The organism is Pseudomonas sp. SJZ103 (assembly GCF_007828335.1).
GTDB lineage: Bacteria > Pseudomonadota > Gammaproteobacteria > Pseudomonadales > Pseudomonadaceae > Aquipseudomonas.
In genome coordinates this window covers 122,464-133,843 of record NZ_VIUN01000003.1, presented here as the reverse complement: position 1 = coordinate 133,843, position 11,380 = coordinate 122,464, and the positions used below count along the sequence as shown (strand labels likewise).

The 11,380-nt window shown below is 60.3% G+C and carries 9 protein-coding genes; all 9 read left to right on the top strand.

What is annotated here, in order from left to right:
• The first annotated feature begins 222 nt into the window (after window positions 1–222).
• The 9 genes from rpsF (at window position 223) to FBY10_RS08725 (ending at window position 11,258) form a co-directional block, all read left to right on the top strand.
• Window positions 223–645 carry a 30S ribosomal protein S6 gene (rpsF, locus tag FBY10_RS08765; RefSeq protein WP_003171371.1) on the top strand — a complete coding sequence of 141 codons (423 nt, stop codon included), beginning with the start codon at window positions 223–225 and terminating at the stop codon, window positions 643–645.
• A 29-nt stretch (window positions 646–674) separates the two neighbouring features.
• Complete coding sequence (rpsR, locus tag FBY10_RS08760) at window positions 675–905, top strand: 30S ribosomal protein S18 (protein WP_003171373.1); 231 nt, start codon at window positions 675–677, stop codon at window positions 903–905.
• A gap of 36 nt (window positions 906–941) precedes the next feature.
• Complete coding sequence (locus FBY10_RS08755; protein ID WP_131696760.1) at window positions 942–1,835, top strand: hypothetical protein; 894 nt, start codon at window positions 942–944, stop codon at window positions 1,833–1,835.
• Between the two features lie 18 nt (window positions 1,836–1,853).
• Window positions 1,854–2,300, top strand: coding sequence for a 50S ribosomal protein L9 (rplI, locus tag FBY10_RS08750; protein WP_003171376.1), 447 nt, complete (start codon window positions 1,854–1,856; stop codon window positions 2,298–2,300).
• 110 nt (window positions 2,301–2,410) lie between these two features.
• Complete coding sequence (gene dnaB / locus FBY10_RS08745) at window positions 2,411–3,808, top strand: replicative DNA helicase (RefSeq protein WP_017526410.1); 1,398 nt, start codon at window positions 2,411–2,413, stop codon at window positions 3,806–3,808.
• A 96-nt stretch (window positions 3,809–3,904) separates the two neighbouring features.
• Window positions 3,905–6,208, top strand: a complete 2,304-nt coding sequence (locus FBY10_RS08740) for a YgiQ family radical SAM protein (RefSeq protein ID WP_145336020.1) — start codon at window positions 3,905–3,907, stop codon at window positions 6,206–6,208.
• 211 nt (window positions 6,209–6,419) lie between these two features.
• Window positions 6,420–7,337, top strand: a complete 918-nt coding sequence (locus FBY10_RS08735) for an NAD synthetase (protein ID WP_131696758.1) — start codon at window positions 6,420–6,422, stop codon at window positions 7,335–7,337.
• The gene (locus FBY10_RS08730) at window positions 7,337–7,780 is read left to right on the top strand and encodes a hypothetical protein (RefSeq protein WP_145336021.1); all 444 of its coding nucleotides are present in this window, start codon (window positions 7,337–7,339) and stop codon (window positions 7,778–7,780) included. Before FBY10_RS08735 ends, FBY10_RS08730 begins: the two co-directional genes overlap by 1 nt.
• A gap of 187 nt (window positions 7,781–7,967) precedes the next feature.
• Entirely contained in the window at window positions 7,968–11,258 is a 3,291-nt protein-coding gene (locus FBY10_RS08725; RefSeq protein ID WP_145336023.1) for a DUF2126 domain-containing protein, read from the top strand.
• Window positions 11,259–11,380 lie beyond the last annotated feature (122 nt).

The following is an 11,380-nucleotide window of genomic DNA, read 5'->3' as shown; positions in this document are numbered from 1 at the left end:
TATCGGGAGCAAGCACCCTCCCACATTTGCTTTTGAGGTGTTTGGGGAGATTGTTCAAATAATCACCAATCACCTTGCGCCCGTTCTTCCCCTTCTCTACAATTGCGCCCCTTGCCTTCCTGGCAGGCACCGATGTGCCTCCCTGCGGCAAGATCCATAAGTGTCATTCACTCCTTGTCTGACCGTTTTTGAGCGGCAGGCTACAACCCGTAAGGAGCATTCATGCGTCATTACGAAATCATCTTTTTGGTCCACCCGGATCAAAGCGAGCAAGTCGGCGGCATGGTTGAGCGTTACACCAAGCTGATCGAAGAAGACGGCGGCAAAATCCACCGTCTGGAAGATTGGGGTCGTCGTCAACTGGCCTACGCAATCAACAATGTTCACAAGGCTCACTACGTGATGCTGAACGTTGAGTGCACTGGCAAGGCCCTGGCCGAGCTGGAAGACAACTTCCGCTACAACGATGCAGTGATCCGTAACCTGGTCATCCGTCGCGAAGAAGCCGTTACCGGCCAATCCGAGATGCTCAAGGCTGAAGAAAACCGCAGTGAGCGCCGTGAGCGTCGCGACCGTCCTGAGCACGAAGGCGCTGATAGCGCTGATAGTGATGACAGCGACAGCAGCGATAACGCTGACGAGTAATCCACGGACCTTATTAAGGAGCCTATCAAATGGCACGTTTCTTCCGTCGTCGTAAGTTTTGCCGCTTCACCGCTGAAGAAGTGAAGGAGATCGATTACAAAGATCTCAACACTCTGAAAGCCTACGTATCCGAGACCGGCAAAATTGTTCCAAGCCGTATCACCGGTACCAAAGCACGTTATCAGCGTCAGCTGGCCACCGCTATCAAGCGCGCCCGCTTCCTGGCCCTGCTGGCCTACACCGACAGCCACGGCCGCTGAGACCGGGCAGTCGACAAGTAGTAAGGGATTGAATGCATGCGCGCCTTAGCTGAGTTCATCATGCGCGGTCGTGTGCAGGCCACTCTGGTAGTGGCTGGATGTGCGGCATTGCCGTTGCTTTATTGGTTGGGTGCTGCCGCAGGTTGCCTTGTGCTGCTGCGGCGCGGTTTGCAGGATGCCTTTGGCATCCTGGCCCTGGGACTGGTAGCCGCCTTGATCTGGTGGCTGCAATTGGGCGAACCCAAGGTACTTTTGGTGCTGCTGGGGTCGACGAGCCTTGCGTTGGTTTTGCGCGCAAGTGAGTCCTGGGTCCGCACGCTGCTGGTCAGCGTGGCATTGGGGTTGGTGTTTTCGGTGTTGATTGACGCGGCTTTCCGCCCGCAAATCGAGGCGCTGGCGCAGGAGATCGTCAAGATCCTGCCGCTGGCCCTCGGGGAACTCTACCAGCAGCTTTCGGTAGATGAGCGAGCGCGTCTTGCGACACTGGTTGCACCGGCCCTGATCGGCCTGATGGCGGTAATGATGCAGATCGTCAGCGTGCTGAGCCTGATGCTTGGGCGTTATTGGCAGGCGTTGTTGTACAACCCGGGTGGTTTTGGTCGCGAATTTCGCAGTATCAGAATCCCTGTGGGCCCGGCGATGTTGCTGCTGGCACTCATGGTTGTCGGACCGAACCTCGGTTCGCAGATGGCCTTGACCGTGCTGTTTTGCAGCGTACCGCTGGTGTTTGCCGGGCTGGCCCTGATTCACGGGCTGGTCGCGCAGAAGCGCCTGGCCAGGTTCTGGCTGGTGGGGTTGTACGTAACGATGTTGCTGTTCATGCAGCTGATCTATCCGTTACTCGTGGTTCTGGCCATTGTCGACGGCCTGATTGATTTTCGCGGTCGTCTGGCGCCGAAAGACGCCGATAACGCGAACGGTGAAGGTTAAAAGTTAGAGGATTTTCACATGCAACTGATCCTTCTGGAAAAAGTCGCCAACCTGGGCAACCTGGGCGACAAAGTGAACGTTAAGGCCGGCTACGGTCGTAACTACCTGCTGCCTTACGGCAAAGCCACCGCTGCAACCGCTGCCAACCTGGCTGCGTTTGAAGAGCGTCGTGCTGAGCTGGAAAAAGCAGCAGCAGACAAAAAAGCTTCGGCCGAAACTCGCGCTGCCCAACTGGCTGAGCTGGAAGTGACTATCACTGCCACCGCCGGTGACGAAGGCAAGCTGTTCGGTTCGATCGGCACCCACGACATCGCTGATGCACTGACCGCCTCCGGCGTTGAAGTGCAGAAGAGCGAAGTTCGTCTGCCGAACGGCACCATCCGCAACGTAGGCGAATTCGACGTAGCCGTGCACCTGCACGCCGAAGTTGAAGCCACCGTACGCGTTGTCGTGGTAGCAGCTTAAGCAACACCTAACTGACTGGCACCTCGCGTGTCAGGCAGTTAACATCGGGCACGATCCTGTTTACAGGTCGTGCCTTTTGTTTTTCTACAATCCCCTAATTCCAAGTGGCCATGAACGATATTTCAGCTCCTGAGCAATACGATCTGCAAACCGCTGCCCTGAAGGTGCCGCCGCATTCCATCGAGGCCGAACAGGCCGTGCTCGGTGGCCTGATGCTGGACAACAACGCCTGGGAACGCGTGCTGGATCAAGTCTCGGACGGTGATTTCTATCGTCATGACCACCGCCTGATCTTCCGTGCCATCGCCAAACTGGCCGACCAGAACTCGCCAATCGACGTGGTGACCCTGGCCGAGCAATTGGACAAGGAAGGCCAGACATCCCAGGTCGGTGGCCTGGGCTACCTTGGTGAATTGGCAAAAAACACGCCGTCCGTCGCCAACATCAAGGCCTATGCCCAGATCGTTCGCGAGCGCGCCACCCTGCGCCAACTGATCGGCATCAGCACCGAAATCGCCGACAGCGCCTTCAACCCCGAAGGCCGCACCGCCGCCGAAATCCTCGACGAAGCCGAGCGCCAGATTTTCCAGATCGCCGAGGCGCGCCCGAAAACCGGTGGCCCGGTCAGCGTCAACGACCTGCTGACCAAGGCCATCGACCGCATCGACACCTTGTTCAACACCGACAACGCCATCACCGGTATTTCCACCGGCTACACCGACCTCGACGAGAAGACCAGCGGCCTGCAGCCTTCCGACCTGATCATCGTCGCCGGCCGTCCATCCATGGGTAAGACCACCTTTGCGATGAACCTGGTGGAAAACGCCGTGTTGCGCAGCGACAAGACCGTACTGGTGTACTCCCTCGAGATGCCAGGCGAATCGCTGATCATGCGTATGCTGTCGTCCCTGGGCCGTATCGACCAGACCAAGGTCCGTGCCGGCCGCCTGGAAGACGACGACTGGCCGCGCCTCACTTCGGCGGTCAACCTGCTCAACGACCGCAAGCTGTTTATCGATGACACCGCCGGTATCAGCCCGTCCGAGATGCGCGCACGTACCCGTCGCCTGGTACGTGAGCACGGCGACATCGCCCTGATCATGATCGACTACCTGCAGTTGATGCAGATCCCAGGTTCCAGCGGCGATAACCGCACCAACGAGATTTCCGAGATATCCCGGTCCCTCAAGGCCCTGGCCAAGGAATTCAACTGCCCGGTAGTTGCCCTGTCCCAGCTCAACCGTTCTCTGGAGCAACGCCCTAACAAGCGTCCGGTGAACTCCGACTTGCGGGAATCCGGAGCGATCGAGCAGGATGCTGACGTGATCATGTTCGTGTACCGCGACGAGGTGTATCACCCCGAGACCGAACACAAAGGCATTGCTGAAATCATCATCGGCAAACAGCGTAACGGTCCGATCGGCTTTATCCGCCTGGCATTCATCGGCAAATACACGCGTTTCGAGAACCTGGCGCCGGGCAGCTACAACTTCGACGACGACGAATAACCCTTCTGTTCAATTCCGACCATTACCGTCGGAATTGGTCAAAATTTGTGCTATATTCCGCGCCCGCGATTTTTCATCTCAACACCGGTCACCGTCATGCAAACAGCCAAGCCGTTATTTGACTATCCCAAGTACTGGGCCGAATGTTTCGGTCCTGCGCCATTCCTGCCGATGAGCAGGGAGGAGATGGATCAGCTTGGCTGGGATTCCTGCGACATCATCATCGTCACCGGTGATGCCTACGTGGACCATCCGTCGTTCGGCATGGCCATCATCGGCCGGCTGCTGGAGTCCCAGGGCTTCCGCGTCGGGATCATTGCGCAGCCGAACTGGCAGTCCAAAGACGACTTCATGAAGCTCGGCGAGCCGAACCTGTTCTTCGGCGTCGCGGCCGGCAACATGGACTCGATGATCAACCGCTACACCGCCGACAAGAAAATCCGTTCCGACGACGCCTACACCCCTGGCGGCATGGCCGGCAAGCGTCCGGACCGCGCCAGCCTGGTGTACAGCCAGCGTTGCAAGGAAGCCTATAAGAACGTGCCGATCGTACTCGGCGGCATCGAAGCGTCCCTGCGCCGCATCGCCCACTACGACTACTGGCAGGACCGCGTGCGCAACTCGATCCTGATCGACGCCACCGCCGATATCCTGCTGTACGGCAACGCCGAGCGGGCCATCGTTGAAGTCGCCCAGCGCCTGTCGTGGGGCCACAAGATCGAAGACATCACCGATGTGCGCGGTACCGCGTTCATTCGCCGTGACACGCCCGAAGGCTGGTACGAGGTGGACTCCACCCGTATCGACCGTCCGGGCAAGATCGACAAGATCATCAACCCGTACGTGAATACCCAGGATACCCAGGCCTGCGCCATCGAGCAGGAAAAGGGCCCGGTTGAAGACCCGGAAGAAGCCAAGGTCGTACAGATCCTGGCCAGCCCGCGCATGACCCGCGACAAGACGGTCATTCGTCTGCCGTCCGTGGAAAAAGTCCGTGGCGACTCGGTGCTGTATGCCCACGCCAACCGCGTACTCCACCTGGAAACCAACCCAGGCAACGCCCGCGCCCTGGTGCAGAAGCACGGTGACGTGGACGTGTGGTTCAACCCGCCGCCCATTCCGATGACCACTGAAGAAATGGACTACGTGTTTGGCATGCCTTACGCCCGTGTTCCGCACCCGGCGTACGGCAAGGAGAAGATCCCGGCCTACGACATGATCCGTTTCTCGGTGAACATCATGCGTGGCTGCTTCGGCGGCTGCACCTTCTGCTCGATCACCGAGCACGAAGGCCGGATCATCCAGAACCGTTCCGAAGAGTCGATCATTCGCGAAATCGAAGAGATCCGCGACAAGGTGCCTGGCTTCACCGGTGTGATCTCCGACCTCGGCGGCCCGACCGCGAACATGTACCGCATCGCCTGCAAGAGCCCGGAAATCGAATCCGCGTGCCGCAAGCCGTCGTGCGTGTTCCCCGGCATCTGCCCGAACCTGAACACCGATCACTCGTCGTTGATCCAGCTGTACCGCAGCGCCCGTGCGTTGCCGGGTGTGAAGAAGATCCTGATCGCTTCCGGCCTGCGTTACGACCTCGCGGTCGAGTCGCCGGAATACGTCAAGGAGCTGGTGACCCACCACGTCGGTGGCTACCTGAAGATCGCCCCGGAACACACCGAGGAAGGTCCGCTCAACCAGATGATGAAGCCGGGCATTGGCAGCTATGACAAGTTCAAGCGCATGTTCGAGAAGTACACCAAGGAGGCGGGCAAGGAGCAGTACCTGATCCCGTACTTCATCGCGGCCCACCCCGGCACCACCGATGAAGACATGATGAACCTGGCCCTGTGGCTCAAGGGCAACGGCTTCCGCGCCGACCAGGTGCAGGCGTTCTACCCGTCGCCAATGGCCACCGCCACCGCGATGTACCACTCGGGCAAGAACCCGCTGCGCAAGGTCACCTACAAGAGCGACGCGGTGACCATCGTCAAGAGCGAGGAGCAGCGCCGTCTGCACAAGGCGTTCCTGCGCTATCACGACCCCAAAGGCTGGCCGATGCTGCGTGAAGCGCTGACCCGCATGGGCCGCGCCGACCTGATCGGGCCGGGCAAGGATCAGTTGATTCCGCTGCATCAGCCGTCCACCGACAGCTACCAGAGCGCCCGTCGCAAGAACTCGACGCCGGCCGGCAGCCACAAGGTCGCCAAGGAAACCACCACCAGGATCCTTACCCAGCACACCGGCCTGCCGCCCCGTGGCAGCGACGGCAGCAACCCGTGGGACAAGCGCGAACAAGCCAAGGCTGCGGCGCAGGCACGTAACAAGCAGGCAGCTAAAGAACGTAGCGATGCAGCCAAGGGCAAGGGCGGCAAGCCAGCCCGCAAGCCGGTCGTGCCGCGTTGATCGCAGCGTGAATATGCAAGACGCCAGCCTCGTGCTGGCGTTTTGCTTTCTAGGCGGTGGGGAGTCTGTTTGTTAAGGTGGCGCCCATTAAATCGCTATCGGGGGCAAGCCCCCTCCCACATTTTGAATGTATTCACACATCAAGTGTGGGAGGGGGCTTGCCCCCGATAGCATCAGTCCAGTCACCACCCCTTCAAGGATGAACACCCCCATGAGCAACCCCCTGCTCAACATCGGCATGGACTCCAACCGTTCCCAGTTCATGGCCCGCCAGCGCATTGAAAGCCAGATCAACCTGCCGAGCCTGTTCGCCGCCATCGACGCCGACCCCGGCATCGTCGGCGCGGGGGTGGTGTATATCGACGCTGACTTCAATGTCATTACCCTGCGCGAATTCAAGCCGATCTGCAGCATCAAGCCCAAGCGCATCATTTTGCGTGAGGCGCAGAGGTACATTTCGCCGGCGCAGTTTGCCAATCAGGTGGCTAACAACCCGCGTGAGTCCCGGTTGGTGGGCGAAGCAGTCAATACGACCCTGTCTTGTGCGGGCGCAATCCTCGGTTGGATTGTTGTGTTCAGCGGTACAGTCGCCGTGCCTTTCACGGGTGGCGCGAGCCTGGTGGTGGCGGGCATCGGTGCAACGGCTGCAGCGGCCAGCACTGCGCAATGTGTCGTCGGGGGGGTGAGAACTATCAACGAACTCAATGACCCGGCAGCCAACGACGATATGGATAGCGAGGACTGGTATCGCTATGCAATGCCGGTATTGGACGCCGCTTCACTGCTGGGTGCCGGCGCCTCTACTCTGACCACTCTTCGGCTGCTGCAGGCTCGAAAGGTGACCACTGGCAGAAGTTGGTACGAGTTATCCAAGGGGTTGACCCGCCAGCAACGCAAGGCGCTCACCAAAGAGTTGCTGAGCCTGAAAGATCCAAGACTGAGCAATAAACTCTTGAAACTGCGCCAGCGCTCCGGTGAGCTGGCCAAGCGCTATTCAGCTAGCGAGATCAATCACGCTACTGTGACGCAGATCAGAGACTCCCTCGGGGCTGCCGTTGGTCTTACCGGGAGCGCTATATCAGGCAACATTCGAACGATTGCAGTTGGCCTCTATGAGGAGGTTGAGTGATGGATCGTCCGGGTTCATTGAGAGCTTTTTTGGCGCAATATTTTCCAGCGTTTATATGCGCGTTCTTCCTTGCCTGCTTCTCTCTCTCCGCCGCTATTTCATTGGCATCAAGTACATTTTTTCGCAGTGACCCAGAGCGGGCGCGTTACTCTTTTCTGGCGGCAGTTTTATTGGGCTTGCTCTTGGCGTTCAGCCATTTCGTCATGATCAGAGGGCGAGAATGGGGGGCTTGGGCTATCGCAGCCTTCTACGTTGTATGTTTGCTGGTCGTGTTGCCAACCTATAGCTATCGGCCACATATGGCAGCGTATGTAATAGGGCTGCTGTTTCCGCTGTTGGGGTTACTGCTGCTCAATAGCAAACGCCACCGCGAAATGCGCAAAAAACTGTCCGAGATACGCCACCTGCGCCAAGCCGTAATCGCAAAGCGCAAAACCCGTTGATTGGGTAGATTCGCCACCCATCCTCACATTAACGCCACAAATATGTGCGGCGCCTGCACCACGACACCACCGTTGGCGCCGTTTTGGTGCTGTACTGCACCGGGTCTTACGATAAAGCGCAATGACCGCCGCTCTGGCATAAGTCTTGCGCGCTTTGTGTCCATGCCCTGGCTCGCAGGAGGCCGCCGTGTCGATTCATGTCGCGTTGCACCACGTTACGCATTACCGCTACGACCGCGCGGTCGAACTCGGCCCGCAGATCGTACGTCTGCGCCCGGCGGCCCACAGCCGCACGCGGATTTTGTCCTATGCACTCAAAGTGCTGCCCGAGCAGCATTTCATCAATTGGCAGCAGGACCCCCAGGGCAATTACCTGGCGCGTCTGGTGTTCCCGGAAAAGACTGACGAGTTGCGCATCGAAGTCGACCTGGTCGCCGAGATGGCGGTGTTCAACCCGTTCGACTTTTTCCTTGAGCCCTACGCCGAAAAAATCCCCTTCAGCTACGCCGCCGATGAGCAGCGCGAGCTGGCGCCGTACCTGGAAACCCTACCGCTGACGCCGAAGTTTGCCGCCTACCTGGCCGGCATCGACCGCACGCCGCTGCCGGCCGTGGATTTCCTGGTGGGCCTCAACCAGCGCCTGGCCGCCGACATCGGCTACCTGATCCGCATGGAACCGGGGGTGCAAACCCCGGAATTCACCCTGGAAAACGCGTCCGGCTCCTGCCGTGATTCGGCCTGGTTGTTGGTGCAGTTGCTGCGCAACCTCGGGTTGGCGGCGCGGTTTGTGTCCGGTTATCTGATTCAGTTGACCGCCGACGTCAAAGCCCTTGACGGCCCCTCCGGCACCGACGTCGACTTCACCGACCTGCATGCCTGGTGCGAAGTGTATTTGCCCGGCGCCGGCTGGATCGGCCTGGATGCCACTTCCGGGCTGTTCGCCGGTGAAGGGCATATCCCGTTGGCCTGTAGTCCTGATCCATCGTCTGCCGCACCGATCAGTGGGCTGGTGGAGCCGTGCGAGTGCGAATTTACTCACGAGATGTCGGTTGAGCGCATCTGGGAAGCGCCACGGGTCACCAAGCCCTACACCGAAGAGCAATGGCTGGCGATCCAGGCCCTGGGCCGGCAGATCGATGGCGACCTGCTCAAGGATGATGTGCGCCTGACCATGGGCGGCGAGCCGACCTTCGTCTCCATTGACGACCCTGACGGCGCCGAGTGGAACACCGCTGCCCTCGGCCCGGATAAACGACGCTTGTCCGCCGAACTGTTCCAGCGCATGCGCAAGCACTACGCACCCAAGGGCCTGGTGCACTTCGGCCAGGGCAAGTGGTACCCCGGCGAACAATTGCCGCGCTGGTCGCTTAACTGCTACTGGCGCCGTGACGGCGTGCCCATCTGGCACAACAGCGCGCTTATTGCCGATGAACAGCAGGACTACGGCGCCGATGGCGTAATGGCCGGGCGCTTCCTGGCCAGCGTCGCCGAGCGCCTCAAGCTGCCGGCGCGCTTTGTATTCCCGGCCTTCGAAGACAATTTCTACTACCTGTGGCGCGAAGGTGCGTTGCCACAAAACGTCACGGCCCAGGACCCGCGCTTGAGCGACGACCTGGAGCGCGAGCGCTTGCGCAAAGTGTTCAGCCAGGGCCTGGATAAAGTCATCGGCCAGGTGTTGCCGCTGGCACGCACCGCCGCCAATGATCGCTGGCAGAGTGGGCGTTGGTACCTGCGCGATAACCATTGCCGCCTGGTGCCGGGGGATTCGCCGCTGGGCTATCGCCTGCCGTTGGCCTCGCAGCCGTGGGTGACGGCGGCTGAGTATCCGTTCGTGCACCCCACCGACCCTAACCAGGATCAGCCGGAACTGCCGACCAGCACGCAACTGCAAAGCCATGGCGAACCTGCGCCGAGCGACGAGCGTGTGCCCAAGGTAGACGAGTCCGCCGACTGGCTGACCCGCACCGCCCTCTGCGCCGAAGCGCGGGAAGGGCGCCTGTACCTGTTTATGCCGCCGCTGGAGCGCGTCGAGGATTACCTGGAGTTGGTGGCCGCCATCGAAGCCACCGCCGAGGAACTGCACTGCCCGGTGCTGCTGGAAGGCTACGAACCACCGTTCGATATGCGCCTGAGCAACTTCCGTGTTACGCCGGATCCGGGTGTGATCGAGGTCAACGTGCAGCCGTCTGCGACCTGGGACGAGTTGGTGGAGCGCACCGAATTCCTCTACGAGGAGGCGCGGCAAACCCGGCTGACCACCGAGAAATTCATGATCGACGGCCGCCACACCGGCACCGGCGGCGGTAACCACTTTGTGCTGGGGGGCGCGACGCCCAAGGATTCGCCGTTCCTGCGCCGGCCCGACCTACTGCGCAGCCTGATCAGCTATTGGCACAACCACCCCTCGCTGTCGTACCTGTTTTCCGGCCTGTTTATCGGCCCGACCTCCCAGGCTCCGCGGGTGGACGAAGCCCGTAACGACGCGCTGTATGAGCTGGAAATCGCCTTTGCCCAGATGCCGCAGCCGGGTGAAGAATGCCCGCCGTGGTTGGTGGATCGCCTGCTGCGCAACCTGTTGATCGACGTGACGGGCAACACCCACCGCGCCGAATTCTGTATCGACAAACTCTACTCGCCCGACGGTGCCACTGGCCGCCTGGGCTTGCTCGAGTTGCGCGCCTTCGAAATGCCGCCCCATGCGCGCATGAGCCTGACCCAGCAACTGCTGCTGCGGGCGCTGGTCGCGCGCTTCTGGCGTGAACCCTATGCACCACCGAAATTGGCGCGCTGGGGCACCGAGTTGCATGACCGCTTCCTGTTGCCGCACTTTATCGAGCAGGATTTTGCCGATGTGATCGTCGAGTTGAACGCCGCCGGTTACCCGTTGCGCGCCGAATGGTTCGCCGCGCACCTGGAGTTCCGCTTCCCCAAGGTGGGCGATTACGCCGTCAGCGGGATCGAACTGGAACTGCGCCAGGCCCTGGAGCCTTGGCATGTACTGGGCGAAGAGGGCGCGGTGGGCGGCACGGTGCGTTATGTGGATTCGTCCCTGGAGCGCTTGCAGGTGAAGTTGAGCGGGCTGCCGCCGCAACGCTACCTGTTGACCTGCAATGGCATCCCGGTGCCGCTGCAACCGACCGGGCGCATCGGTGAGTTCGTCGCCGGCGTGCGTTACCGCGCCTGGCAACCGGCCAATTGCCTGCAACCGACCATCCCGGTCCATGCGCCGCTGGTGTTCGACCTGCTGGACACCTGGATGCAGCGCTCGTTGGGCGGCTGCCAGTACCATGTTGCACATCCGGGCGGGCGTAACTACGACAGCTTGCCGGTGAACGCCAATGAGGCTGAGAGTCGGCGCATGGCACGGTTTTTCCGTCTCGGCCACACGCCTGGGAAGCTCACCGTGCCGAGTGTTGTGATCAATGACGAATTCCCGATGACCTTGGATCTACGGCGTCACCCCAATAATAATGACTAAATGCGATCCAAATGTGGGAGGGCGCTTGCTCCCGATTACGGTGAATCAGCCGATACATAGGTTGACTGACCCACCGCGATCGGGAACAAGCTCCCTCCCACGAGGATTTGCAGTGTTTGTTA

What these genes read in the sequence shown, in the direction of transcription:
- rpsF (WP_003171371.1), top strand. Translation starts at nt 223, where the DNA reads ATGCGTCATTACGAAATCATCTTTTTGGTCCACCCGGATCAAAGCGAG.
- rpsR (WP_003171373.1), top strand. Translation starts at nt 675, where the DNA reads ATGGCACGTTTCTTCCGTCGTCGTAAGTTTTGCCGCTTCACCGCTGAA.
- FBY10_RS08755 (WP_131696760.1), top strand. Translation starts at nt 942, where the DNA reads ATGCGCGCCTTAGCTGAGTTCATCATGCGCGGTCGTGTGCAGGCCACT.
- rplI (WP_003171376.1), top strand. Translation starts at nt 1,854, where the DNA reads ATGCAACTGATCCTTCTGGAAAAAGTCGCCAACCTGGGCAACCTGGGC.
- dnaB (WP_017526410.1), top strand. Translation starts at nt 2,411, where the DNA reads ATGAACGATATTTCAGCTCCTGAGCAATACGATCTGCAAACCGCTGCC.
- FBY10_RS08740 (WP_145336020.1), top strand. Translation starts at nt 3,905, where the DNA reads ATGCAAACAGCCAAGCCGTTATTTGACTATCCCAAGTACTGGGCCGAA.
- FBY10_RS08735 (WP_131696758.1), top strand. Translation starts at nt 6,420, where the DNA reads ATGAGCAACCCCCTGCTCAACATCGGCATGGACTCCAACCGTTCCCAG.
- FBY10_RS08730 (WP_145336021.1), top strand. Translation starts at nt 7,337, where the DNA reads ATGGATCGTCCGGGTTCATTGAGAGCTTTTTTGGCGCAATATTTTCCA.